The organism is Streptomyces sp. NPDC048566, assembly GCF_043199735.1.
Classification (GTDB): domain Bacteria; phylum Actinomycetota; class Actinomycetes; order Streptomycetales; family Streptomycetaceae; genus Streptomyces.
Genome location: NZ_JBICWL010000007.1, coordinates 208,118 through 232,527 on the forward strand (window position 1 = coordinate 208,118; position 24,410 = coordinate 232,527).

Consider the following 24,410-nt stretch of genomic DNA (forward strand, 5'->3'; position numbering starts at 1 on the left):
CCGGCACCCACCGACCGACCACAGAAAGCACTTCCATGAGCCTGACCCTCGACACCGTCACCCTCACCTATCCGGACGGCGACGGCCGGCTGACCGCGCTGGACGAGGTCGGCCTCGTCGTGCCGGCCGGCACCACCACCGCGCTCGTCGGCCCCTCGGGGTCCGGCAAGTCCAGCCTCCTCGCGGTCGCGGCGACCCTGGTCACCCCCGACCGCGGGCGGATCCTCGTCGGCGGGACGGACACGGTGGCGCTGCGCCCCGCGGAGCGGGCCGTGCTGCGGCGGCGGGAGATCGGGATCGTGTTCCAGCAGCCCAACCTGCTGCCGTCGCTGACGGCCCTGGAGCAGCTGGAGCTGATGGGACGGCTGGACGGGGGGCGGCGGGTGACCGGCCGGGCGCGTGACCTGCTCGGCGCGGTCGGTCTCGGCGACCTGGCGCACCGCCGCCCCCACCAGCTGTCCGGCGGGCAGCGGCAGCGGGTGAACATCGCCCGCGCGCTGGTCAACGAACCGTCGGTGCTGCTCGTCGACGAACCGACCAGCGCCCTCGACCACGAGCGCGGCGCGGCGGTCCTCGGCCTGCTGTTCCGGCTCACCCGCGAACGCGGTACCGCCACGGTCCTCGTGACGCACGACCGCGCCCGCCTCGACGAGGCGGACGCGGTCGGGGAGATGCACGACGGCCGGCTGGCCGCGCCCGCCGCGACGACCGCCGGCTGAGCGGTCCACCGGCGTACCACCCGGACCCGCGCGGGGCCGACGCCCTCGGCACCGCGCCGATCGGCGGGGAGCACGGCCGGGGCATCCTCCACGGCGACCCGTCGCGCCCGGGCGCGAGCGCGCGGTGGGGCGCTGGGCGACCTCCCGGAAGGAGTCGTGGTGCCGGCGGGCAGCGGTGCCCCCGGACGGCAGCGGGCCGGTCGCCTCCCGCCGCGTCGTCCCGCCGGTCCGCGCCACGCACGGTGGGACGACGGGGCGGTGCGGGAGCCCGGGCCGCCGCGCGTCTGCGACGGCGGTCGGACGCGGTGCCGCCGAGTCGGGGACGCGCTCTGCCGGGGGCCGGGAGGGTCAGGCGCCGCCCGGTCCCGAGCTGGCCAGGGCCTCCGACAGCTCCGCCGCCACCTGCTGGAGCACCGGCACGATCTTCTCCGTGGCGGCCTCGGTGACCCGGCCCGCCGGACCGGAGATGGAGATGGCCGCCGCGGTGGGGGAGTCGGGTACCGGGACGGCCAGGCAGCGGACGCCGATCTCCTGCTCGTTGTCGTCCACCGCGTACCCGGTGCGGCGCACGTCCTCCAGCGCGGCGAGGAAACCGTCCGGCGTGGTGATCGTCTTCTCGGTCGCGGCGGGCATCCCGGTCCGGGAGAGCAGCGCGCGCACCTCGTCCGCCGGGGTGTGGGCCAGCAGTGCCTTGCCCACCCCCGTGGAGTGGGGCAGCACCCGGCGGCCCACCTCGGTGAACATGCGCATCGAGTGCTTGGAGGGCACCTGGGCGACGTAGACGATCTCGTCCCCGTCCAGCAGCGCCATGTTCGCGGTCTCGCCGGTCTCCTCCACGAGCCGGGCGAGATAAGGGCGGGCCCAGGTGCCGAGCAGCCGGGACGCCGACTCGCCGAGCCGGATCAGCCGCGGGCCGAGCGCGTAGCGGCGGTTGGCCTGCTGGCGTACGTAGCCGCAGGCGACCAGGGTGCGCATCAGGCGGTGGATGGTGGGCAGCGGCAGTCCGCTGCTCGCGGACAGCTCGCTCAGGCCGACCTCGCCGCCGGCGTCCGCCATGCGCTCCAGCAGGTCGAAGGCGCGCTCCAGGGACTGGACGCCACCACTGGGAGCGGGCGATTTGGCGGCGTCGGTGGTGCTGGCGCTGGAGGGCGGCACGGCGGCGGTCCTTTCAGGGCGCAGAATCGAGAGACGGGAGCCGAGGTTCTCGATCAGGGCGTGGCCGGTGGCGGACGGGCAGGCACGCAGCCTACCCGGCAGTCGGTCGACTCCCTGGTTGTACGTCACTACGTTCTGCCTGTCGGAATCTTACTTCCGTCTTGTGGAAACCTCTAGAGAAGGGGTCGCGAGCGGGTGCGACGCGCGGCGCCCCCTTGACGGGGCGGGGGCCGGAGTGAAGACTCCTTCAACAGAACGTTGAATTCTGTTACGCGGACGTGAACCCGCGTCGGCGCGGGTCAACGGCGGCAGAGAGAGAGGTCCGGGTGTCCGACGTCGAACTGGTGCTGCGCTCGACGCGCGTCATCACCCCCGAGGGAACGCGTGCCGCTTCGGTCGCGGTCGCCGCCGGGAAGATCACGGCCGTGCTCCCGCACGACGCCGAGGTGCCGGCCGGTGCCCGGTCGGAGGACTTCGGCGACGACGTCCTGATGCCCGGACTGGTCGACACCCACGTCCATGTGAACGACCCCGGACGCACCGAGTGGGAGGGGTTCTGGACCGCGACCCGTGCCGCCGCCGCGGGCGGCATCACCACGCTCGTCGACATGCCCCTCAACTCCCTCCCGCCGACGACGACGGTCGGCAACCTGAGCACGAAGCAGGACGTCGCCCGGTCCAAGGCGCACATCGACGTCGGATTCTGGGGCGGCGCCCTGCCCGACAACGTCAAGGACCTGCGGCCCCTGCACGAAGCGGGCGTCTTCGGGTTCAAGGCGTTCCTGTCGCCCTCCGGAGTCGAGGAGTTCCCCGAACTCGACCAGGAGCAGCTCACCCGGTCCCTCGCCGAGATCGCCGGCTTCGGCGGTCTGCTCATCGTCCACGCCGAGGACCCGCACCACCTGGCCGCCGCCCCGCAGAAGGCCGGCCGCAAGTACGCCGACTTCCTCGCCTCGCGCCCCCGGGACGCCGAGGACACCGCCGTCGAGAGCCTCGTCGCGCAGGCCCGCCGGCTCGACGCGCGAGTGCACGTGCTGCACCTGTCGTCGAGCGACGCGCTCCCGCTGATCGCCGCCGCCAAGGCCGACGGCGTCCGGCTCACCGTGGAGACCTGCCCGCACTACCTCACCCTGACCGCCGAGGAGGTCCCGGACGGCGCCAGCGAGTTCAAGTGCTGCCCGCCCATCCGCGAGGCGGCCAACCGGGACCTGCTCTGGCAGGCACTGGCCGACGGCACCATCGACTGCGTCGTCACCGACCACTCGCCCTCGACCGCCGACCTCAAGACGGACGACTTCGCCACCGCCTGGGGCGGCATCTCCGGCCTCCAGCTCAGCCTGTCCGCCGTCTGGACCGAGGCCCGCACCCGCGGCCACGGACTGGAGGACGTGGTCCGCTGGATGTCCTCCCGCACGGCCGAACTCGTGGGCCTCGGCGACCGCAAGGGCTCCATCGCACCGGGCCGGGACGCCGACTTCGCCGTCCTCGCCCCCGACGAGACCTTCACCGTCGACCCCGCGGCCCTCCAGCACCGCAACCGGGTCACGGCCTACGCGGGCAAGACGCTCCACGGTGTCGTCAAGTCGACCTGGCTGCGCGGCGAACGCATCGTCCTCGGCGGCGAGTTCACCGAGCCCACCGGACAGCTCCTCACCCGCACCCCCTGAAACCGCGGCCCGCAGGCCCACGGGCGGCGGCCCCTCCCTCCCGACGCGGCCGGCACACCCTCGCCGGCACCCCGGCCCGCCGGCCCCACACCGCAGCACCGACCGCCGCACCGCACTCCGGCACCCGCATCCGCATCCCCAACGGCCGACCCCGAAAGGCAGATCGATCATCGTGACGGCGCAGCGCCCACCCGTTTTGGCCACCTTCACCGGAGACGCGAACCCCTACGGAGGCGGCGACCCGTACGCGGACTACCGCACCGCCGACTTCCCCTTCACCCGGTACGCCAACCTCGCCGACCGGCAGCTCGGCGCCGGCGTGGTGGCCGCCAACGACGAGTTCTTCGCCCAGCGGGAGAACCTCCTCGTGCCCGGCGCCGCCGAGTTCGACCCCGAGCACTTCGGCCACAAGGGCAAGATCATGGACGGCTGGGAGACCCGGCGCCGCCGCGGCGTCTCCGCCGAGCACCCGTGGCCCACCGCCGAGGACCACGACTGGGCGCTGGTGCGCCTCGGCGCGCCGGGCGTCGTGCGCGGCATCGTGGTGGACACGGCCCATTTCCGCGGCAACTACCCGCAGGCGGTGTCCGTCGAGGGCACCTCGGTGGCCGGCTCGCCCTCCCCGGAGGAACTCCTCGCGGACGACGTGAAGTGGACGACCCTCGTACCGCGCACGGCGGTCGGCGGGCACGCGGCCAACGGGTTCGCCGTCGAGGCCGAGCAGCGCTTCACCCACCTGCGCGTCAACCAGCACCCCGACGGCGGCATCGCCCGGCTGCGGGTCTACGGCGAGGTCGTGCCCGATCCGCGGTGGCTGTCCGCCCTCGGAACCTTCGACGTGGTGGCGCTGGAGAACGGCGGCCGGGTCGAGGACGCCTCGGACCTGTTCTACTCCCCGGCCACGAACACCATCCAGCCGGGCCGCTCCCGCAAGATGGACGACGGCTGGGAGACCCGCCGCCGCCGCGACGACGGCAACGACTGGATCCGCTACCGGCTCGCCGGGCGGTCCGCGATCCGCGCCGTCGAGATCGACACGGCGTACCTGAAGGGCAACAGCGCCGGCTGGGCCTCGGTGTCGGTCCGCGACGGCGAGACGGGGGAGTGGACCGAGGCGCTGCCCCGCACCCGCCTCCAGCCCGACACCAACCACCGCTTCACGCTCGACACCCCGGTCGTCGGGACGCACGCGCGCGTGGACATCTTCCCGGACGGCGGCATCTCCCGCCTGCGCCTGTTCGGCTCCCTGACGCAGGACGGCGAGGCGCGGCTGGCCGCCCGCCACCAGGAGCTGGGCGGCTGAACCGCCGTCCCTCCGGTCGGTGCGGCGCCGGCCCGGCCCCGTGCCGCGCCATTCGCCGGGCCGGCCCCGGCGAACGACGCGGCCGGCCCGCGGGCGCTCGTCCCAAAGTCCCCCATGCCACCGACTTCGGATGGTGAAAGCGCTCGCGGGGAGGTGCCGGCGGTCCCGGCTGCGTAGATTTGTCGACCGTGATGGATGACGAACCGGTCCGGGGGCCGCGCGACGTCCCGGCGCCGGCCCTGCCCGCCCGGCGCTGGCTGCTGCCGTCCGCCGTGGCGGCGGAACTGGGCCCCGACGCCGGTGAGGACCGGCGCGCGGGGCGGCCCCGGCGCACGGTGCGGGACTGGATCGTCGACGTCGGCTGCTTCCTGCTCGCCGTCGCGGTGGGCATGGCGGCGGCGAGCACCCTGGCCGACGACCCCGGCACCCCGCACGCCCTGGCCGTCGCCGACCAGCTGCTCGGCGGGCTCGCCTGCCTGGCGGTCTGGCTCCGCCGTCGTTGGCCGCTCGGGCTCGCCGTCGCGCTGATCCCCGTCGGGCTCGTCTCGACCACCTCGGGCGGTGCCGGACTCGTCGCCCTGTTCACCCTCGCCGTCCACCGGCCCTTCCGCTACGTCGCCTGGATCGCCGGCGCGGAGATCGCCCTGCTCCCGGCCTACCTGCTGGTGCGGCCCGACCCCGACCTCTCCTATCCCGTCGCCCTGGCCGTCAGCGCGCTGCTCACCTCGGCGGTCGTCGGCTGGGGCATGTTCGTGCGCTCCAAGCGGCAGCTCGTGCTGAGCCTGCGCGACCGGGCCCGGCGGGCCGAGACCGAGGCGGAGCTGCGCGCCGAGCAGGCGCAGCGGCTCGCCCGGGAGGCCATCGCGCGGGAGATGCACGACGTGCTGGCGCACCGGCTCACGCTGCTGAGCGTGCACGCCGGGGCCCTGGAGTTCCGGCCCGACGCGCCCCGGGAGGAGGTCGCCCGGGCCGCCGGCGTCGTCCGCGAGAGCGCCCACGAGGCCCTCCAGGACCTGCGGGAGATCATCGGCGTGCTGCGGGCCGCCGACGCCGAGGACGCCGGACGGCCGCAGCCGACCCTGGCGGCGCTCGACGGCCTCGTCGCCGAGTCGCGGTCGGCGGGCATGAAGGTGGCCCTCGACAGCCGGGTCGCCGACGCGGGCGCCGTGCCCGCCTCCGTCGGGCGCACCGCGTACCGCATCGTGCAGGAGGGGCTGACCAACGCGCGCAAGCACGCGCCCGGCGCGGAGGTCGCCGTGTCGGTGCTGGGAGCGGCCGGGGACGGCCTGACCGTGTCCGTGGCCCATCCCGCGCCGCCGGGCGAGGTGCCCGTCGTCCCGGGGTCCGGGCAGGGGCTGATCGGCCTGCGGGAGCGGACCTCGCTCGCGGGCGGGCGGATCGAGCACGGCGCCGGGCCGGACGGGGGCTTCCGGGTGGACGCGTGGCTGCCGTGGGGCACGCCGGGTCCGTGAGGGCGGGCGCCCGAGCGGTGGCGTCCGGCCCCGGCCCGGTGCCACCCGGGAGGGGCCCGGGCGCGACCCTCGGGAGCCGTGACGGCACGGGCCCTCGTCCGCGACCGCGTCCGGACGCACCCCGAGGGCGCCGCCTGCCCCGCCCTCTCCCGCCCGGAGGCCGCGTTTCTCGGCGTTCGGCGAGCCGCGGACGGCGGCGCCGCCCCCGGCCGGGACGGCGTCAGCCCGAGGAGCCGGGGGAGCGGGCCGCGGCGGCGGGACGGGAGGAGCGGAGCAAGGCGGCGGGACCTGGTTGGGTGGGGGGATGACTGCGATGCGACTGCTCCTCGTCGACGACGACCCCCTGGTGCGGGCGGGACTGTCCCTGATGCTGGGCGGAGCGGAGGACGTCGAGATCGTCGGCGAGGCGGCCGACGGCGCCGAGGCCGAGCACCTGGTGGAGCGCACCCGGCCCGACGTCGTCCTGATGGACATCCGGATGCCGAACGTCGACGGGCTCACCGCCACCGAACGGCTGCGCGCCCGCGAGAACCCGCCGCAGATCGTGGTCCTGACCACCTTTCACGCCGACGAGCAGGTGCTGCGCGCCCTGCGCGCGGGAGCGGCCGGATTCGTGCTGAAGGACACGCCGCCGGCCGAGATCCTGGACGCGGTGCGCCGGGTGGCGGCCGGGGATCCGGTGCTGTCGCCCGCGGTGACACGCCGGTTGATGGAACACGCCGCCGGGTCCACCGCGGACGCCCGCCGGTCCGCGGCCCGCGGGCGGATCGCCGCGCTCAACGAGCGGGAGCGCGAGGTCGCCGTCGCGGTGGGCCGGGGCGGTTCCAACGCCGAGATCGCCGCCGAACTGTTCCTGAGCGTCGCCACCGTCAAGAGCCACGTCTCCCGCATCCTCGCCAAGCTCGGCCTGAACAACCGCGTCCAGGTCGCGTTGCTGACGTACGACGCCGGACTCCTGGACGGCGACGGGCACTGAGCGTCCGCCCCGCGCGTTGGGCGATGTGAGAGCGGAGGGGGAGGACATGATCGATCTGGGGGAGTACGGGGCGGGCTTCACCGAGGACCCGCACCCGGTCTATGCCGCGCTGCGCGCGCTCGGCCCGGTGCACCGGGTGCGGCTGCCGCCGCCGGACGCGGGCCACGAGACCTGGCTCGTCGTCGGCCACGCCGAGGCGCGGGCCGCGCTGGCCGACCCGCGGCTGGCCAAGGACGCGCGGAAGATCGGCATCAGCTTCCTCGACGAGGAGCTGATCGGCCCGTATCTGCTGGCCGCCGACCCGCCCGTGCACACCCGGCTGCGCGGCCTGATCGCCCGCGGGTTCACCGGCCGGCGGATCGCGGCGCTGCGCCCGAGGATCCAGGCGATCACCGACGAACTGCTCGACGCGATGCTGCCGCGCGGCCGGGCCGACCTGGTCGAGTCGTTCGCCTACCCGCTTCCGCTCACCGTCATCTGCGAGCTGCTGGGGGTGCCGGGGCCGGACCGGGCCGCCTTCCGCGCGCTGTCCACGGAGGCGGTCGCTCCCGCGGACGCCGCGAGCGAGTACGCCGCCTTCGAGGGCCTCGCCGCCTACCTGGACGGGCTGATCGAGGACAAGCGGCGCTCCGGCCCGGCGGACGACCTGCTGAGCGGGCTGATCCGCACGACCGCGGAGGACGGTGACCGCCTCTCGCCGCTGGAACTGCGCGGCATGGCCTTCGTGCTGCTCGTCGCCGGCCACGAGACGACGGTCAACCTGATCGCCGGCGCGGTCCGCGCGCTGCTCGCCCATCCCGCCCAACTGGCCGCCCTGCGTGCCGACATGACGCTGCTGGACGCCGCGATCGAGGAAACCCTGCGCTACGAGGGCCCGGTGGAGAACGCCACCTTCCGCTACGCCGCGGAGCCCCTCGACATCGGCGGCACGGCGATCGCCTCGGGCGAGGCGGTGATGATCGGCCTCACCGCCGCCGACCGCGACGGGACGCGCTATCCGGCACCCGACCGATTCGACATCCGGCGCGAGACCCGGGGCCATGTGGCCTTCGGCCACGGCATCCACTACTGCCTGGGCGCACCGCTGGCCCGGCTCGAAGCCCGGGTCGCGCTCGGCTCCCTGCTGGAGCGCTGCCCGGACCTGGCCCCCGACGGCCCGCCGGGCGGCTGGCTGCCCGGCATGCTGATGCGCGGGGCCCGCCGGGTGCCGGTGCGGTGGTGACACCGGCCGCGGCGGGAGGGGACGGGGTGTCCGTCCGCCGCGGACCGCGTCAGTTCCGGCCGCCCGGGATCTCCGCCGGCGACACCGGGCGGCGTTCACGGCGGGACAGCTCGCACGCCTCGGCGATGCGCAGCGCCTCCAGCGCCTCGCGGCCGTCGCAGGGGTTGGCCCGCTCGCCGCGCACCACCTCCACGAAGGCGGCCAGCTCCATCTGGTAGGCGGGACCGAAGCGCTCCAGGAACCCCGTCCAGGGCTTGTCGGCGGCCGGAGGGCCGGCCGGTTCGGTCGAGGCGATGGGTGTGCGGTCGTCCAGGCCGACGCCGATCTGGTCGCGTTCGCCGGCCAGCTCCATGCGGACGTCGTAGCCGGCGCCGTTGAGCCGGGTGGCCGTCGCCGTGGCGAGCAGGCCGTCGTCGAAGGTGAGGACCGCCGCCGCGGTGTCGACGTCGCCCGCCTCCCGGAACATGGCGGGCCCCGCGTCGGACCCCACCGCGTACACCTGGACGACCTCCCGGCCGGTGACCCAGCGCAGCATGTCGAAGTCGTGGATCAGGCAGTCGCGGTAGAGGCCGCCGGACAGCGGCAGATAGCCGGCCGGGGGCGGCGACTGGTCGGAGGTGATCGCCCGGGCGGTGTGCAGCCGCCCCAGCCGGCCGGAGCGCACCGCCTCCCGGGCGGCGGTGTAGCCGACGTCGAAACGGCGTTGGAACCCCATCTGCAGAACCGTTCCCGCGGCGTCGACCTCGGCGAGCGCGTTCAGGGTGCCCGCCAGGTCGAGCGCTATGGGCTTCTCGCAGAAGACCGGCAGCCCGGAGCGGGCCGCCCGGCCGATCAGCTCGGCGTGCGCCGCCGTGGCCGCGGTGATGACCACGGCGTCCACACCCCAGGTGAAGATCTCGTCCACACTCGGCGCCGCCGTCGCGCCGAGGCGGTCCGCCAGCCGCTGGGCCCGCGCCGGGTCCGCGTCCGTGACGATGAGGGAGCCGCCGACCTCGCGGTGGCGGCTGAGCGTCGCGGCGTGGAACGTCCCGATACGCCCCGCTCCGATCAGTCCGATGCGCATGGGAACAAAGTGAGGCTCCACCCGCCACCCTGTCAATGCTTTGTCCGGACAACCGAACCTCACAACTTCCCGTCAACATCTCACGGAGCTACGCTCGGGGCCGTGCCGAAACCAGATGCGCACCCGACCGCGTCGCTCCAGCTCAGCGTCGACCGCAGCAGTCCGGTCCCGCTGTATTTCCAGCTGTCCCGGCAGCTGGAGGCGGCCATCGAGCGCGGAGCGCTCACCCCGGGAAGCCTCCTCGGCAACGAGATCGACCTCGCCGGACGGCTCGGCCTGTCCCGTCCCACCGTCCGCCAGGCCATCCAGGCCCTCGTCGACAAGGGCCTGCTCGTCCGCCGCCGCGGCGTCGGCACCCAGGTCGTCCACAGCCAGGTCAAACGGCCCCTGGAGCTGAGCAGCCTCTACGACGACCTGGAATCGGCGGGCCTGCGTCCCGCCACCCGGGTGACGGTCAACACCGTCGAGCCGGCCTCCCCCGAGGTCGCCGCCGCCCTCGGGGTCGCCGAGGGCGGCGACGTCCACCGCGTCGAGCGGCTGCGCCTCGCGCGCGGCGAGCCCATCGCGTACCTGTGCAACCACCTGCCCCCCGGCCTGCTGGACCTGGACGGCGAGCGGATGGAGACGACCGGCCTCTACCGGCTCCTGCGCGCGGCGGGCATCACCCTCCACAGCGCCCGCCAGACCGTCGGGGCCCGCGCCGCCACCGAGGAGGAGGGCCGGCGGCTCGGCGAACCGGCCGGCGCGCCGCTGCTCACCATGGAGCGCACCACCTTCGACGACACCGGCCGCGCCGTGGAGTTCGCCGGCCACGTCTACCGCGCCTCGCGCTACTCCTTCGAGTTCCAGCTCCTCGTGCGGCCGTGAGGCGCCCGCCCGCGCTCCGGTGACGGCCGCCGGGCCGCGAGGACGCACCGCCGGGACCGCACGGCCCGGCCGCCCGAACACACCGCGTCCGGGACCCACTGTTCCCGTGGCGGCCCCCGTGTTCGATACTGGGGCGTTTGGGCCGGTGCACCACCGGTCCGACTGGGCCTGCGGAACGGCCCCCGGGCAGGACCGCAGGGCCCGGCACCAAGACGCACGCAAGAAGGGGCACGGCCTCGTGGCACGGACTCGGACCTGGGTAGGCATCGCGCTCGCGGGAGCGCTGAGCTTGACCCTCGCGGGATGCAGCAGCACCGGCGGGAAGCGGGCCGAGGACGCCCGCAAGGCCGCCGCGGCCCAGGGCAGGGCCGCGGTGAACACGCCCCGCTGGACCTTCGCCATGATCACCCACTCGGGCGACGGCGACACCTTCTGGGACATCGTCCAGAGCGGCGCCAAGCAGGCCGCCGTCAAGGACAACATCAACTTCCTCTACTCGCACGACGACGAGGCCCAGCAGCAGGCCCAGCTCGTGGACGCCGCGATCGACAAGAAGGTCGACGGCATCATCGTCACCCTGGCCAAGCCCGACGCCATGAAGGCGGCCGTCGCCCGCGCCCGGAAGGCCGGCATCCCGGTCGTCACGGTGAACTCCGGCTCCGCCGAGTCCACGTCCTTCGGCGCGCTCACCCACATCGGCCAGGACGAGACCGTCGCCGGCGAGGCCGTCGGCGACGAACTGAACAAGCGCGGCCGCAAGAAGGTCCTGTGCGTCCTGCACGAGCAGGGCAACGTCGGCCACGAGCAGCGCTGCGCCGGCGTCAAGAAGACCTTCCACGGCACGGTGCAGAACATCTACGTCCAGGGCACGAGCATGCCGGACGTGCAGTCCTCCATCGGTGCCAAGCTGCAGGCCGACCACTCCATCGACGCGGTCGTCACGCTCGGCGCCCCCTTCGCCGACACCGCCGTCAAGGCCAGGAAGGACGCCGGCAGCAAGGCCGAGATCGACACCTTCGACCTCAACGCCAAGGTGGCCGCCGAACTGCAGGACGGCACCCTCGGCTTCGCCGTCGACCAGCAGCCCTACCTCCAGGGATACGAGGCCGTGGACCTGCTCTGGCTGTACAAGTACAACGCGGACGTCCTCGGCGGCGGCAAGCCGGTCCTCACCGGGCCGCAGATCATCACCAAGGACCAGGCCCCGGAACTGGCGCAGTACACGGACCGGGGGACCCGATGACCGCCACCGCCCCGGCGCCCGGCCCCGGCACCGACGAGCGCCTGCTGAGAACCTCGCCGCTGCGCCGGCTGCTGAGCCGCCCCGAGCTGGGCTCCGTGGTCGGCGCGGTCGCCGTCTTCGTCTTCTTCGCCGTCTTCGCCGACAGCTTCGTCCGCGCCTCCAGCCTCAGCACCGTCCTCTACGCCGCCTCGACCATCGGCATCATGGCCGTCCCGGTCGCCCTGCTCATGATCGGCGGCGAGTTCGACCTGTCCGCGGGCGTCATGGTCACCAGTTCCGCGCTGATCTCGTCGATGTTCAGCTACCAGATGACGGCCAACGTCTGGGTCGGCGTCCTCGTGTCGCTCCTGGTCACCCTGGCCATCGGCGTCTTCAACGGCGTCATGCTGACCCGGACCGACCCGCCGAGCTTCATCATCACCCTCGGCACGTTCCTCATGCTGACCGGCATGAACCTCGGCTTCACCAAGCTGATCAGCGGCACCGTCTCCACCAAGTCGATCTCCGACATGGAGGGGTTCTCCTCCGCCAAGGACGTCTTCGCCTCCACGCTCACCGTCGGCGGAGTCGACTTCAAGATCACCATCGTGTGGTGGCTGCTCCTGGTGGCGGTCGCCACCTGGATTCTGCTGCGCACCCGCGTCGGCAACTGGATCTATGCCGTCGGCGGCGGCGAGGAGGCCGCCCGCGCCGTCGGCGTCCCCGTCGACAAGACCAAGATCGGCCTCTACATGGGTGTCGCCTTCGGCGCCTGGATCTCCGGCCAGCACCTGCTGTTCTCGTTCGACGTCGTCCAGTCCGGCGAGGGCGTCGGCAACGAACTCATCTACATCATCGCGGCCGTCATCGGCGGCTGCCTGATCACCGGCGGCTACGGCTCCGCGGTCGGCGCGGCCGTCGGCGCCCTCATCTTCGGCATGGTCAGCAAGGGCATCGTCTTCGCCGAGTGGAACCCGGACTGGTTCAAGTTCTTCCTCGGCGTGATGCTGCTCCTCGCGACCCTGCTCAACCACTGGGTCCGCAAGCGCGCGGAGGCGACGAAGTGACCACCGACACGCCCACCACCGGCAAAGCCGCCGCCGCGGACCGGACGCCGCTCGTCGAACTCGACGACGTCGGCAAGTACTACGGCAACATCCGCGCCCTCGCAGGCGTGTCGCTGGAGGTCCACGCGGGCGAGATCACCTGCGTCCTCGGCGACAACGGCGCGGGCAAGTCCACCCTCATCAAGATCATCGCCGGCCGGCACCGGCACGACGCGGGCACCCTGCGCATCGAGGGCGAGGACACCCGCCTCGCCTCCCCGCGCGAGGCCCTCGACCTCGGCATCGCCACGGTCTACCAGGACCTGGCCGTCGTCCCGCTGATGCCCGTCTGGCGGAACTTCTTCCTCGGCTCCGAGCCCCGCAAGGGCGTCGGCCCCTTCAAGCACCTCGACGTCGACCACATGCGCCGCACCACCCACGCGGAACTCCTGCGCATGGGGATCGACCTGCGCGACGTCGACCAGCCGATCGGCACCCTCTCCGGCGGCGAGCGGCAGTGCGTGGCGATCGCCCGAGCGGTCCACTTCGGCGCCAAGGTCCTCGTCCTCGACGAGCCGACGGCCGCGCTCGGGGTGAAGCAGTCCGGCGTGGTCCTCAAGTACGTGGCCGCCGCCCGCGACGCCGGACTGGGTGTGGTCCTGATCACCCACAACCCGCACCACGCGTACCTGGTCGGCGACCGCTTCGTCCTCCTCAAGCGCGGCGCCATGGCCGGCAGCCACACCCGCGAGGAGATCACCCTCGACGAGCTGACACGCCAGATGGCGGGCGGCAGCGAACTCGACGACCTGCGGCACGAACTGGAGAACCGCACCCCGTGACGGTCCGGGGCGGCCCCGCGGCCGGCCGCCCCGAACCGCCCGCCCCGGACCCGCGCGGCCCCCGGGCTCCCTCCGCGTCCGCCGCCCCCACGACCGGCGGCCGGTGCCCGCGGCGGACGCGGAGTGACCCGCCCGCCACTGCGGCACCGGCGTTCCTGCGATGCGGCCGGGGCGCGGCGTAAGGCAGAATCGGCGCGATGAGCACCTACCGCGACCTCGCGCTCCCCCGGGCTCTCGGCTCCGCTCGGGCGGGGGGCACCTCGATGGGCTCCGCGCGGGCCACCGTCCTGCGGACCGTCGGCACCCGCGAGCGCCGTTCCCATCTGACGGCGCCCCGCGTGCCCACCGTCGGCATCGACATCGGCGGCACGAAGGTGATGGCGGGCGTCGTGGACGCCGACGGCAACATCCTGGAGAAGGTCCGCGCCGAGACGCCGGACAAGTCCAAGAGCCCCAAGGTCGTCGAGGACACCATCCTCGAACTGGTCCTCGACCTGTCCGACCGGCACGACGTGCACGCCGTCGGCATCGGCGCGGCCGGCTGGGTGGACGCCGACCGCAACCGCATCCTCTTCGCCCCGCACCTGTCCTGGCGCAACGAGCCGCTGCGCGACCGCCTCGCCGGCCGCCTCGCCGTGCCCGTGCTCGTCGACAACGACGCGAACGCTGCGGCCTGGGCCGAGTGGCGCTTCGGCGCCGGCCGGGGCGAGGACCACCTCGTCATGATCACCCTCGGCACCGGCATCGGCGGCGCGATCCTGGAGGACGGCCAGGTCAAGCGCGGCAAGTTCGGCGTCGCCGGAGAGTTCGGCCACATGCAGGTCGTGCCCGGCGGCCACCGCTGCCCGTGCGGCAACCGCGGCTGCTGGGAGCAGTACAGCTCCGGCAACGCGCTCGTCCGCGAGGCCCGCGAGCTCGCCGCCGCCGACTCCCCGGTGGCCTACGGGATCATCGAGCACGTCAAGGGCAGCATCGGCGACATCACCGGCCCGATGATCACCGAGCTGGCCCGCGAGGGCGACGCCATGTGCATCGAACTCCTCCAGGACATCGGCCAGTGGCTCGGCGTCGGCATCGCGAACCTGGCCGCCGCCCTCGACCCCTCCTGCTTCGTCGTCGGCGGCGGCGTCAGCGCCGCCGACGACCTGCTCATCGGACCCGCCCGGGACGCCTTCCGGCGCCACCTCACCGGCCGCGGCTACCGCCCCGAGGCCCGCATCGCCCGCGCCCAGCTCGGGCCCGAGGCCGGCATGGTCGGCGCCGCGGACCTCGCCCGCCTGGTCGCCCGCCGCTTCCGGCGCGCCAACCGCCGCCGTGTGGAACGCCACGAGCGGTACGAGCGCTACGCCGCCGCCCGCCGCACGACCGGCGGGGAGTCGATGTGACGGCCTCGCTGCCCCGCCAGGCGACCTCCCCCGACGGCCCCGGAGGCACCCCGGAGGACCCGCGGCACCGGTTCCGCCGCCGCGCCCTGACGCTGCTCATCATCGTCGTCCTCATCGGCGTGCCGGCCGGCTATCTGGTCATCTCCGCCAACCAGAGCCGCGACAGCGGCAAGGACAAGGAGGAGAAGTACTCGGCGACCGGCCTCACCGCCGGCTGGCCCTCCCGCGTCCAGCGCCGCCTCTACCAGATCCCGGTCCCGGGCAGCTCCACCGACGTCGCGTACTACGAGACCAACAACTGGAAGACCAGCCGCCTCTACGTCCAGTTCAAGACCACCGACGCCGACCTCGACGACTTCCTCAAGAACGTCGGCACGACCGGCACGGACCTCAAGAGCGGTGACATCACCATCAGCCACCGCGACCAGAAGGTCGTGGGCTGGGAGTTCACCGGCCCCGGCCCCTGGTCGGGCCTCGTCCACCACCAGAAGGACCCCGCTCCCACCCGCGACATCGTCGTGAACCGCTCCGAGCCGGGACACCCCATGGTCTACGTCGTGTCGCGCACCATCCCCTGACCCCCGCCGGACGCCGCCCGCCGGACGCCCCCGCCGAACGACACGATGCCCAGCGCCTCGCCGTCGCGCTCGCCTCGCGCCGTGCTCGCGTCGCGGTGCGGCCGGGCGGTCGATCGGCCCGTCGGCTCCGGAGCCCGCCCCGCGGCCCGGGAGGCCCCGGCTCCCCGGAGAATTCCGGCGCCGGGAGGCCCGGGCCCCGGGCGGAGTGCCGAGTGCCGCGGGCCCGAAACAGCCCCCCTTGGACGCGCGTCGCCGCGCACGCCGTGCGCCCCGCAGGTGGTGGCCCGGGACGGAGGTCCTCGCGCCCCCGCGCCCCGGGTGCCCGTACCGGCACCGCTGCGCGCGGCGCGTTCGCGGGGTTCCCCGCACCGCGATCCGCCGGACCGCCCGGACCACGGCGCGACCCGGCCCGGCCCCGCACGGTCGCGGGAGCCGATTGTCCGACCCCGCCCGTAGAGTCGAGGACGAATGACACGACCGAGGGGCGGGAGGTGACCGGACGTATGCGTGACGCCGTGGAAGCGGTGGACGAGCGGGTGGCGGAGGTCCGGACCGCACCGGCTGCGGCGCCCTCACCGCCCCTCCGCCCCGACCGACCCCCGGCCGCCGGCCCGGCCCCCTCCGTGCGGCTGGCGGCCGTCTACCTCCCCGCCTCTCCGCCCCGGCGGGGGCGGATCGCGTTCTGGGACCCGGACGGCGCCCCGGCGGCCTCCGCCGCGGCTTTGGACCCGGGCACCCCCTCCGAGCGGGACGACGAGGCCGCGCCCGCCGCGGACGCGCGGCCCGAGGTCCCGGACCGGGCCGTGCTCACCGTCGTCCGTCCGCACGGGAGCGGGGTCCGCCGCGCCACCGTGCCCGCGCGCACCCTCTCCGTCGCCGAGGCCCTGCCCCTGCTCGCGGCCGCCCGACGCGACCCCGCCGCCCATCCCGCCACCGCCTGCTGGGGCGCCGCCGCACTGCACGCACTCCACCTGGCCGCCCGCGGACGGCTGCTCCCCGGGCTCACCCCGGACGGCCTCGACTCCTGGCGCGCCGGCCCACTCGACCAGGACGACATCGCCCACCTGCGGGCCGTCGCCGGGGCCCTGCCCCCCGAGGGACACGCCGTACCGCTCACCGGCAGCGGACCCCTTCGGCTGCCCGAGCCGGAAGCGCTCGTCCGGTCCTTCCTGGACGCGGTTGCCGACACCCTGCCCCGCACCCCCGCCGCCCCCCACGTCACCGGCCCGGCGTTCGCCGCCCGGGGACCCCAGCGCCTGCCCGGCGCCCACGCCTGGGCCGCGGAGGTCGCCGCCGGCATGGACGCGGGCGTCCGGATCTCCCTCCGCCTGGATTTGTCGGCCCACCAGCTCTTCGACGACGGCGAGGGAGCCCGCCGCGCCGGCGCCGCCGTCGTCCAGGTCCACAGCCTCGCCGACCCCACGCTCGTCGTCGACGCCGCGGCCCTGTGGGCGGGCGAGGCCGCCGACGCCTTCGGGCCCCGCACGCAGGTCGACGCCGCCCTCGCCGTCCGCCGCGCCGCCCGCGTCTGGCCCCCGCTGGACCGCTTGGCGGAGCAGCCCGTCCCGGACGTCCTCGCGCTCGCCGAGGACGAGCTGTCCGACCTCCTCGGCGTCGCCGCGGCCCGGCTCGGCGCGGCCGGCGTCGCCGTCCACTGGCCGCGGGACCTCGCCCAGGACCTCAGCGCCGCCGCCGTGGTCAGCCCCGCGCCCGGCTCGGCGACGGACGGGACCGGCTTCTTCGAGAGCGAGGACCTGCTGCGGTTCCGCTGGCAGCTCGCCCTCGGCGGCGACCCGCTCAGCGAGGCCGAGATGGATGCGCTGGCCGAGGCCCACCGGCCCGTTGTCCGGCTGCGCGACCAGTGGGTGCTCGTCGACCCCGCGCTCGTCCGCAAGGCACGCAAGCGCGAACTGGGCCTGCTCGACCCCGTCGACGCGCTCTCCGTCGCCCTCACCGGCACCGCCGAGGTGGACGGCGAGACCGTCGAGGCCGTTCCCGTCGGAGCCCTCGCCACCCTGCGCGACCGCCTCACCGCCGGGCTCGCCCCGGCCGACCCTCCTCCCGGTCTCCAGGCCCGCCTCAGGGACTACCAGCTGCGCGGCCTGGCCTGGCTGGACCTCATGACCTCCCTGGGCCTCGGCGGCTGTCTGGCCGACGACATGGGACTCGGCAAGACGATCACACTCATCGCCCTCCACCTGCGGCGCGCCCACAGCGCCCCGACGCTGGTGGTCTGCCCCGCCTCCCTGCTCGGCAACTGGCAGCGGGAGATCACCCGCTTCGCCCCCGGCACCCCCGTGCGCCGCTTCCACGGACCCGAACGCACCCTCGCCGGTCTCGACACCGGTTTCGTCCTCACCACCTACGGGACCATGCGCTCGGCCGCGGCCCGGCTCGCCGAGCAGCCCTGGGGCATGGTCGTCGCCGACGAGGCGCAGCACGTGAAGAACCCCTACTCGGCGACCGCGAAGGCGCTGCGGACCATCCCGGCCCCCGCCCGGGTCGCCCTCACCGGCACCCCGGTGGAGAACAACCTCTCCGAGCTGTGGGCCCTGCTGGACTGGACCACCCCCGGCCTGCTCGGCCCCCTCAAGTCCTTCCGCGCCCGCCACGCCCGAGCCGTGGAGAACGGCGAGGACGACGAGGCCGCGCAGCGGCTGGCCCGGCTCGTCCGCCCGTTCCTGCTCCGCCGCAGGAAGTCCGACCCGGGCATCGTCCCCGAGCTCCCGCCCAAGACGGAGACCGACCACCCCGTCCCGCTCACCCGTGAACAGGCGTCCCTGTACGAGGCGGTGGTCCGCGAGTCGCTGCTCGCCATCCAGACCAGCGCCGGCATCGCCCGCAGGGGACTCGTGCTGAAGCTGCTGACCTCCCTCAAGCAGATCTGCGATCACCCCGCGCTCTACCTGAAGGAGGCCCCGGGGGACGCCGCCCGCGGCCCCTCCGACCGTTCCGGCAAGCTGGCCCTGCTGGACGAACTGCTGGACACCCTGCTCGCCGAGGACGGTTCCGCCCTCGTCTTCACGCAGTACGTCGGCATGGCCCGCCTCATCACCGCCCACCTCGCCGCCCGCGCCGTCCCGGTCGAGCTGCTGCACGGCGGCACCCCGGTCGCCGACCGCGAACGCATGGTGGACCGCTTCCAGAGCGGTGAGACCCCGATCCTGGTGCTGTCCCTCAAGGCCGCGGGCACCGGCCTCAACCTCACCCGCGCCGGACACGTCGTCCACTTCGACCGCTGGTGGAACCCCGCGGTCGAGGAACAGGCCACCGACCGGGCCTACCGCATCGGCCAGACCCAGCCCGTGCAGGTCCACCGCCTCGTCACCGAGGGAACGGTGGAGGACCGCATCGCCGAGATGCTCGAAGCCAAGCGGGCGCTCGCGGACGCGATCCTCGGCTCCGGCGAGGCCTCGCTGACGGAACTGACCGACCGCGAACTCACCGACCTCGTCTCCCTCCGGAGGCAGGCATGAGCGCGGCCGAGGGGGAGGAGCGCACCACGGCGGCCACCGGTTCCGGCGCACCGGACGAGTCGACCGGAGCGGCCGGGAACGCCGACCCGCCCCGCCCGGCGCCAGGCGACCGTCCGGCCGACGCGGCCCGCCGGGCGCTGCGGGCCGCACGGGCACGGGACCGCGCGCGGGACGGCGGGGCACCGTCCCGCCCGGGGGCGGACACCTCCGGCGAAGCCGCCGCCTCCGGCGCTGCCGCCGGCCCGACGGGAGCGGCCGGGGGACCGGCCGGTGACGCCGCCGGTCCCGCAGGCGAGACCGGCGGTCCGTCCGAGGCGACCGGACCGGCCGGCGAGCGTACCCGGGCGCGCCCCGGCGACGCGGCGCGGGAGGCGCTGCGCCGGGCCACCGAGGCGGCCCGCGCCACGGCCGCCCGCTCGGCCGCACCCGGACCGGCCGAGGGCGCCTCCGCTGCCGCCGCCCGGGAGGCGCCCACGCCCGGCGCGCGCGGACGGGCACTGCCGCCCGGACACAGCACGCGGGCCTCCGACGCGCCTGCCGGGCCGAACGGGGAGCCGACGCAGCCGACCCAGCCGAGACAGCGGGCCGAGGCGCCGCGGACGACCGGCTCGGCAGGCGCGCCGGAGCCGTCACAGCCGACCGAGCCGACGGACGTGACGGGGCCGGCCGAGCCCACGCGTCCGACGGACCCGGCCGTCCCGCCGACCCGCGTGAGCCCGCCGCGCACCCCTGGCCCGGTGGCTCCCTCCGTCGGCGCCTCCGGCGCCGAGGAGGGGGCTCCCCGGCCGGTCGGGCCGCATGACCGGGGCGTCCCGGTCACCGGTTCCGGCGGCGGGGGAACGCCAGTGACCGATCCGGGCCCGCCGGTACGCGGGGACGCCGGGACCGGGGAGGGCGAGCCTCCTGCCGCCCCGCAGGGAGACGCGTCGGGTCGGGACGTGCCCGCGGGCCGGCGGGGAGACGGCGATGCCGGGGGAGGGACCGCGAAGGACGCCGAGACCGCGGAGGCCGGTCCCCTCCCCGCCCCGACGGCCGGAGGAACGCGGCCCGGTGACGTCGCCCGCGAGGCCCTCCGGGCGGCCCGGGACGAGGCGATGCGGGCTCGAACGCCGGGACCGGACGGAGACGGCCGCGCGCGCGGGGGCCGCGGAGGCACGGCGTCGGGGCGGGGTGCGCGAGCCCGCTCCGACAGGAAGGCAACCGCGGGCACTACACGGCGCCGGGGTGCCGCGGACCCGGTGGACCCGGAGACGGCGGCCCGCGCCCGGGAGCTGAGGGACCTGCTCGCCGGTGCCTTCCGGCTTCCCTCCGACGAACCCGACGCGCCCGACGCCGGGCCCGTGCGGGAGGCCGTCGACGACGCGGCCGGACGGGAGCCGCGTGAACGCCGTCCCGCTCCGCCGGAGGGCGCGAGCACCGCGGGTGGCGGGACGGCGACGGCCGCCGACTCCCCCTCGGCGGCGGGGCGACCGTCCGACTCCCGCGCCACGCCGGCCGATGCCCTCGGCGTTCCGGAACCCGGCAGCCACGCCACGGACGATCCGGACCATCCAGGTGGGTCTGGTGGGTCTGGTGGGTCTGGTGGGTCCAGTGAGTCAGGTGGGTCCGGCGAGTCCGGTGGCTCTGGTGGCTCTGGTGGGTCCGGCGGACGCGTACGGTCCGGTGACTCCGCGCGGTCCGGCGACTCCACGCGGTCTGGTGACTTCGCGCGGGCCGGTGGTTCCGCGGGGTTGGCCGGGTCCGCTGATCCGGGCGGATCGGACGCCGGCGGCCGGCACGACCCGGCGGGCCCGGTCGCCGGTGAGCGCCTGCCACGTTCCATGGCGGCTCCGGGCCGGGACGGGGAGACGCGGCGTACCTTCGCGAGGCTCCCGGCGCGCGACGCGGGGCGGGGGCCCTTCGCGCAGACGTGGTGGGGAGACGCCTGGGTCACGGCGCTGGAGGAAGGCGCCCTCGACGCGGCCCGGCTGGCCCGCGGCCGGGCCTACGCGGGACAGGGGCACGTCGACGCCATCACCGTGACCCCCGGTCTCGTCCTGGCCTACGTCCACGGCAGCCGGCCACGCCCGTACCGCGTCCAGATCAGGGTGCGGACGCTGCCCGACGAGGACTGGGACCGGTTCCTGGACGCGGCGGCCGAGCAGCCCGGACACATCGCGGCGCTCCTGGACAAGGAGATGCCCAAGTCGTTGGCCGCCTGCGGAGTCGATCTGCTTCCCGGGCCGGGCGAACTCGAACCGCACTGCACCTGCCCCGACTTCGGGCACCCCTGCAAGCACGCGGCCGCCCTCTGCTACCAGACGGCCCGGCTGCTGGACCAGGACCCGTTCGTGCTGCTTCTGCTGCGCGGCCGGGGGGAGCGCGACCTGCTCGACGCACTGTCCCGGCGCAACGCCACCCGGGCGGCCCGGGCGTCGCGGGAACGGGAACCGGCACCGCTGCCCGGAGTCCGGGCCCGGGACGCCCTCGCGCGGCGCGCGCTGCCCCCGCTTCCGGCACCGCTGCCGCCGCCCGCGCACCCCGAGCAGCCGCCGGCGTATCCCGGCGTCCCCGGGGGCCCGGACCCGTTCGCGCTGGACCAGTTGGCGACGGACGCGGCGGCCCGCGCGCACGCCCTGCTCACCGCGGGCCGTGATCCGGTGGCGGAGCTGACCCTCTGGCAGGACGCGGTGCGGCTCGCCGCGGCGCGCCCGGGGTCGGGTCTCACCGCCGCCACCCGGTCCCTGTACGCCGCGCTCGCGTCGGCGACGGGGCGGACGCCCGCGGACCTGGCCCGCGCGGTGGCCGCCTGGCGGCAGGGCGGCTTCGACGCCCTCGCCGTCCTGGAGGAGCCCTGGGATCCGCCCGCCGGCCGCTTCGACCGCGCGCGGCCGCTTCTGCTGGCCGCCGACCTTCCGGCGTTCCGGCCGTGGCGCAACCACCTGACCCACCCGGGCGGTCACGCCCAGCTCCGCCTGGGCCGCAACGGCCTCTGGTACGCCTTCGAGTCCGAGCCGGGCGACGACGACTGGTGGCCGCGCGGCACACCGGACTCCGACCCCGTCGGCGCCTTGACCGGCCTCGGCGCGCCGGACGACCTCTGACGCGGTCCGCCTCCGGTCCCACGACGGCGTCCCGGTCCGGACCGGGACGGGACCCGCTCCGCCGACCCGGCCGGCAGCCCAGCGGCGGAGCAGGCCCGGCGGCCCGGCCGAGACCGCGGGGCGGTCGGCCCCGTGTGGCGGGGCCGGGAGTGCGAGATGGCCGGCCCGAGGGGTTGGGTCCAGAGCGTGAGGCGGTCGGCCCGCGTGCGGGGTCGGGAGTGCGAGGTGGTCGGCTCGTGCGGTGGGGTCGGGACCGCAAGGTGGTCGGCTCGTGCGGCACGGTCGGGAGCGTGACGGTGGTCGGCTCGTGTGGTGGGGCCGGGACCGCGGGGCGGTCGGCCCGTGCGGCGGGGCCGGCGCGGGGCGGGGAGCAGTGCGGCGGGGAGCGGACCGGGGCGGGGACCGGTGTCGGCCGGCCGCCTCGCTACGTCCTTCCGTGCGGCAGGACCGGCAGGGCGGCCAGCCGGCGGTGCAGGTAGCCGCCGCCCCAGGCCAGCCGGTCCGGCGGGACCGCGGGTTCCAGCCGGTCCCACCGGCCCAGCAGGGCCCGTAGCGCGACCGCGAGTTCCAGGCGCGCGAGCGCCGATCCGGGGCAGTAGTGCGGCCCCAGGCCGAAACTCAGGTGACGGCCGGCGCTCCGGCGCTCCGGGTCCAGCGTCGCGGGATCGGCGTGGCAGCGCGGGTCGTGATTCGCCGACGCCACCGACAGCAGCACACCGCTGCCCGCCGGAATCACCGTGTCGCCGAACCGGACGTCCTCCAGTGCCACGCGCTTCGTGGCGAACGGGCCGGGGGTGTCCCAGCGCAGCAACTCGTCCACCGCGCGCGGTATCCGCTCCGGCTCCGCTCGCAGGGACGCCTGCACCGCGGGGTGGTGGAGGAGCGCGACCACGCCCATGCCGATCGCCTGCACCGTGCTGTCGAATCCGGCCAGCAGCAGCATCGCGAGGAGGGAGGCGACCTCGTCCTCGCTCGCGCCGCCCTGCTCGTGCCAGGCCGCGAGAACGCGGGAGACGACGTCCTCGCCGGGTGCCGTCTCGCGGCGAGCCATCTCCCCGCGCACGAAGGCGTCGATGCGGGCCACGCTCTCCTCGACGGCCCGGGCGGTGTGGCCCGTCTTGTCCGCGAGGAGCGCCACCGGCTCGTACAGCGCGGCCCGTTCCTCCTCCCGCACCTCGAACACCTCGCACAACGAGCGGAAGGCGAAGGGCCGTGCGAAGGCGTCCATCAGCTCCAGCGGTCCCTGTCCGCGCCCCGCGTCGGCCGCGTCGAGGAGGTCCAGCGCGGTCTGTTCGATGCGTTCCCGGTGGGCCGCCATGCGGCCCGGGGTGAGGGCGGGTGTCGCCAGGCGGCGGATACGGGTGTGGTCCGGGGGGTCGTAGTTGACGAGCGTCACGTCCAGGGCGCGGCGCCGGACGTCCGGGTCCGGAACACGGCCGCCGCTCAGGGACAGGCGCGGATCGAGGAAGCCGGACCGCACGTCCTCGGCGCGGGTCACCAGCCAGGCCGGGCGGCCGGCGGGCGTCCTGATCCGGGTGACGGGACAGGTCTCCCGGATGCCGCCGAGCGTCCGCTCCGGCTCGGCCAGGAACCCGGCGCCCAGCGGCTCCGGCAGGCGCCGACGGCCGGCCGGTGGGGGAGGGGCGGCCGTGACGGCGGGGTCGGTGTCCATACGGAGGCGTCCTCTCGCGGTCGCGGAGCGTGCGCCGGTCACGGTAGGAGGGACCGGTTGACGTCCGGTTCGGACCGGGTCCGTTTCCGGTATGGCGCGGCCCCGTCGGGCCACCACCGTTGCGCCACCGCCCTCGTCGCACCGCGGCCCCACGTCCCGACCGGCTCGCCCGAGTTCCGCGGCCGTCCGCCAGACGCGGCCCGGCCGCCGGCCGGTTCGGCACGGCCCGCTGCGGCCTCGGCTCCCGGCCGTACCGCGCCCACCAGGGGCATTCACCGCGGCCGAACCGGCGCCGAACCGGTGCCGAACCCCGTGCTCCTAGCTTCCTGCCGGTCGGCGCAGTGCCGCCGTCCGTCGTCCCGAACGCCCGTCGTATGGAGGACCATCATGGCCGAGAACGTCGAGCCCACCGAGACCCCCGCGGAGGAGACTCCCGAGGTCGTCGCCCACTCCGCCTCGAACGTGGCGTGGTGCGGCGTGCACCAGGAGTCCGTGGACGAGCCCGAGGTGGTCGCCCACGCCGCGTCGAACGTGGCGTGGTGCGGCGTGCACCAGGAGTCCGTCGACGAGCCCGAGGTCGTCGCGCACTCCGAGGAGGGCGAGGACACCCCGTGGTGCGGCGTCCACCAGGAGCACAACGCCTGATCGGCTCACCACCGGCG

Annotated in this window: 18 protein-coding genes; 15 read left to right on the forward strand and 3 right to left on the reverse strand. The window is 75.4% G+C overall.

Annotation, left to right across the window (positions count from 1 at the left end; all coding sequences use genetic code 11):
- Window positions 1-35: 35 nt before the first annotated feature.
- Complete coding sequence (locus ACGFS9_RS14790) at window positions 36-719, forward strand: ABC transporter ATP-binding protein (RefSeq protein ID WP_393253328.1); 684 nt, start codon at window positions 36-38, stop codon at window positions 717-719.
- A gap of 348 nt (window positions 720-1,067) precedes the next feature.
- Here ACGFS9_RS14790 and ACGFS9_RS14795 read toward each other — a convergent pair whose 3' ends face one another.
- On the reverse strand, window positions 1,068-1,874 hold the full coding sequence (locus ACGFS9_RS14795) for an IclR family transcriptional regulator (protein WP_393253478.1): 807 nt from the start codon (window positions 1,872-1,874) through the stop codon (window positions 1,068-1,070).
- A gap of 326 nt (window positions 1,875-2,200) precedes the next feature.
- Here ACGFS9_RS14795 and allB point away from each other — a divergent pair, with 326 nt between their 5' ends.
- From allB to ACGFS9_RS14820, 5 genes are all read left to right on the forward strand, one after another.
- Complete coding sequence (gene allB, locus ACGFS9_RS14800) at window positions 2,201-3,541, forward strand: allantoinase AllB (protein ID WP_393253330.1); 1,341 nt, start codon at window positions 2,201-2,203, stop codon at window positions 3,539-3,541.
- A gap of 172 nt (window positions 3,542-3,713) precedes the next feature.
- Entirely contained in the window at window positions 3,714-4,844 is a 1,131-nt protein-coding gene (alc, locus tag ACGFS9_RS14805) for an allantoicase (protein WP_393253331.1), read from the forward strand.
- 191 nt (window positions 4,845-5,035) lie between these two features.
- Complete coding sequence (locus tag ACGFS9_RS14810; protein WP_393253479.1) at window positions 5,036-6,316, forward strand: sensor histidine kinase; 1,281 nt, start codon at window positions 5,036-5,038, stop codon at window positions 6,314-6,316.
- Window positions 6,317-6,620: 304 nt separating this feature from the next.
- Window positions 6,621-7,292 carry a response regulator gene (locus tag ACGFS9_RS14815; protein WP_393253333.1) on the forward strand — a complete coding sequence of 224 codons (672 nt, stop codon included), beginning with the start codon at window positions 6,621-6,623 and terminating at the stop codon, window positions 7,290-7,292.
- Window positions 7,293-7,338: 46 nt separating this feature from the next.
- Window positions 7,339-8,514 carry a cytochrome P450 gene (locus ACGFS9_RS14820; RefSeq protein WP_393253334.1) on the forward strand — a complete coding sequence of 392 codons (1,176 nt, stop codon included), beginning with the start codon at window positions 7,339-7,341 and terminating at the stop codon, window positions 8,512-8,514.
- A 49-nt stretch (window positions 8,515-8,563) separates the two neighbouring features.
- On the opposite strand, the gene ACGFS9_RS14825 is transcribed toward ACGFS9_RS14820, so the two are convergent.
- Window positions 8,564-9,577: a Gfo/Idh/MocA family oxidoreductase gene (locus tag ACGFS9_RS14825; protein ID WP_393253336.1), complete on the reverse strand. Its 1,014-nt coding sequence runs from the start codon at window positions 9,575-9,577 to the stop codon at window positions 8,564-8,566.
- A 102-nt stretch (window positions 9,578-9,679) separates the two neighbouring features.
- On the opposite strand from ACGFS9_RS14825, the gene ACGFS9_RS14830 reads away from it, so the two are divergent.
- The 8 genes from ACGFS9_RS14830 to ACGFS9_RS14865 all read left to right on the forward strand — a co-directional run bounded on the left by ACGFS9_RS14830 (window position 9,680) and on the right by ACGFS9_RS14865 (window position 22,076).
- The gene (locus ACGFS9_RS14830; protein WP_393253338.1) at window positions 9,680-10,444 is read left to right on the forward strand and encodes a GntR family transcriptional regulator; all 765 of its coding nucleotides are present in this window, start codon (window positions 9,680-9,682) and stop codon (window positions 10,442-10,444) included.
- 238 nt (window positions 10,445-10,682) lie between these two features.
- On the forward strand, window positions 10,683-11,687 hold the full coding sequence (locus tag ACGFS9_RS14835) for a sugar ABC transporter substrate-binding protein (protein ID WP_393253339.1): 1,005 nt from the start codon (window positions 10,683-10,685) through the stop codon (window positions 11,685-11,687).
- Entirely contained in the window at window positions 11,684-12,733 is a 1,050-nt protein-coding gene (locus tag ACGFS9_RS14840; RefSeq protein WP_393253340.1) for an ABC transporter permease, read from the forward strand. Before ACGFS9_RS14835 ends, ACGFS9_RS14840 begins: the two co-directional genes overlap by 4 nt.
- On the forward strand, window positions 12,730-13,554 hold the full coding sequence (locus tag ACGFS9_RS14845; protein WP_393253342.1) for an ATP-binding cassette domain-containing protein: 825 nt from the start codon (window positions 12,730-12,732) through the stop codon (window positions 13,552-13,554). The genes ACGFS9_RS14840 and ACGFS9_RS14845 overlap by 4 nt, the downstream gene beginning before the upstream one ends.
- A gap of 197 nt (window positions 13,555-13,751) precedes the next feature.
- Entirely contained in the window at window positions 13,752-14,939 is a 1,188-nt protein-coding gene (locus tag ACGFS9_RS14850) for an ROK family glucokinase (RefSeq protein WP_393253344.1), read from the forward strand.
- Window positions 14,936-15,517, forward strand: coding sequence for a sugar kinase (locus tag ACGFS9_RS14855; protein WP_393253346.1), 582 nt, complete (start codon window positions 14,936-14,938; stop codon window positions 15,515-15,517). The genes ACGFS9_RS14850 and ACGFS9_RS14855 overlap by 4 nt, the downstream gene beginning before the upstream one ends.
- Before the next feature lie 503 nt (window positions 15,518-16,020).
- A complete protein-coding gene (locus tag ACGFS9_RS14860) occupies window positions 16,021-18,993 on the forward strand; it encodes an SNF2-related protein (RefSeq protein WP_393253347.1) in 2,973 nt (990 codons plus the stop codon).
- Window positions 18,994-20,813: 1,820 nt separating this feature from the next.
- Window positions 20,814-22,076 (forward strand): SWIM zinc finger family protein, encoded by a 1,263-nt coding sequence (locus ACGFS9_RS14865; RefSeq protein WP_393253349.1) that lies wholly within the window; start codon window positions 20,814-20,816, stop codon window positions 22,074-22,076.
- Between the two features lie 424 nt (window positions 22,077-22,500).
- On the opposite strand, the gene ACGFS9_RS14870 is transcribed toward ACGFS9_RS14865, so the two are convergent.
- Window positions 22,501-23,748, reverse strand: coding sequence for a cytochrome P450 (locus ACGFS9_RS14870; protein WP_393253351.1), 1,248 nt, complete (start codon window positions 23,746-23,748; stop codon window positions 22,501-22,503).
- A gap of 387 nt (window positions 23,749-24,135) precedes the next feature.
- Here ACGFS9_RS14870 and ACGFS9_RS14875 point away from each other — a divergent pair, with 387 nt between their 5' ends.
- A complete protein-coding gene (locus ACGFS9_RS14875; protein ID WP_393253353.1) occupies window positions 24,136-24,393 on the forward strand; it encodes a hypothetical protein in 258 nt (85 codons plus the stop codon).
- Window positions 24,394-24,410 lie beyond the last annotated feature (17 nt).

Bases quoted from the DNA above. Each gene is read 5' to 3' on its own strand.
- ACGFS9_RS14875 (WP_393253353.1), top strand. From the start codon at position 24,136: ATGGCCGAGAACGTCGAGCCCACCGAGACCCCCGCGGAGGAGACTCCC.
- ACGFS9_RS14870 (WP_393253351.1), bottom strand. From the start codon at position 23,748: ATGGACACCGACCCCGCCGTCACGGCCGCCCCTCCCCCACCGGCCGGC.
- ACGFS9_RS14815 (WP_393253333.1), top strand. From the start codon at position 6,621: ATGACTGCGATGCGACTGCTCCTCGTCGACGACGACCCCCTGGTGCGG.
- ACGFS9_RS14825 (WP_393253336.1), bottom strand. From the start codon at position 9,577: ATGCGCATCGGACTGATCGGAGCGGGGCGTATCGGGACGTTCCACGCC.
- ACGFS9_RS14860 (WP_393253347.1), top strand. From the start codon at position 16,021: ATGCGTGACGCCGTGGAAGCGGTGGACGAGCGGGTGGCGGAGGTCCGG.
- ACGFS9_RS14865 (WP_393253349.1), top strand. From the start codon at position 20,814: ATGGCGGCTCCGGGCCGGGACGGGGAGACGCGGCGTACCTTCGCGAGG.
- ACGFS9_RS14850 (WP_393253344.1), top strand. From the start codon at position 13,752: ATGAGCACCTACCGCGACCTCGCGCTCCCCCGGGCTCTCGGCTCCGCT.
- ACGFS9_RS14820 (WP_393253334.1), top strand. From the start codon at position 7,339: ATGATCGATCTGGGGGAGTACGGGGCGGGCTTCACCGAGGACCCGCAC.
- ACGFS9_RS14840 (WP_393253340.1), top strand. From the start codon at position 11,684: ATGACCGCCACCGCCCCGGCGCCCGGCCCCGGCACCGACGAGCGCCTG.
- ACGFS9_RS14810 (WP_393253479.1), top strand. From the start codon at position 5,036: ATGGATGACGAACCGGTCCGGGGGCCGCGCGACGTCCCGGCGCCGGCC.
- ACGFS9_RS14790 (WP_393253328.1), top strand. From the start codon at position 36: ATGAGCCTGACCCTCGACACCGTCACCCTCACCTATCCGGACGGCGAC.